Source organism: Rothia sp. HMSC071F11, from assembly GCF_001809115.1.
Lineage (GTDB): Bacteria > Actinomycetota > Actinomycetes > Actinomycetales > Micrococcaceae > Rothia > Rothia dentocariosa.
Genome location: NZ_KV795760.1, coordinates 18,857 through 19,167, shown reverse-complemented (window position 1 = coordinate 19,167; position 311 = coordinate 18,857). Strand labels below are relative to the sequence as shown.

The window sequence follows — 311 nt, the reverse complement described above, 5'->3', positions numbered from 1 at the left end:
AACGGCTGAAAACCGTACCCGGCATCCGCCTGGCGCTGACGGCTTTACGGTTCACGGTTTCGCAGCACAGAGTCGGGAAACGGGGAACGCTGATGGGAACGAACCCGAAAAGTCCTCGCTCTTTCGCCGGGCGCTGCACCGGCTGACGGGCAGCAGACGCGAGCGGGCATACCGACAAACCCAAGACGATATTGACGAGCTATTAGACACTTTGGCCCGTGAAGAACAGCTTGGTTTCGCGGCGGGAACAACCCTGGGCGCCCTTAGCGCGCGGCGGGCACACAGCCGGGAGCGCATCCGCGAACTCGGCC

Annotated in this window: 1 pseudogene; it reads left to right on the top strand. The window is 63.3% G+C overall.

What is annotated here, in order from left to right:
* Positions 1-311, top strand: a pseudogene (locus tag HMPREF2554_RS11440) (type II secretion protein F); the annotation flags it as partial.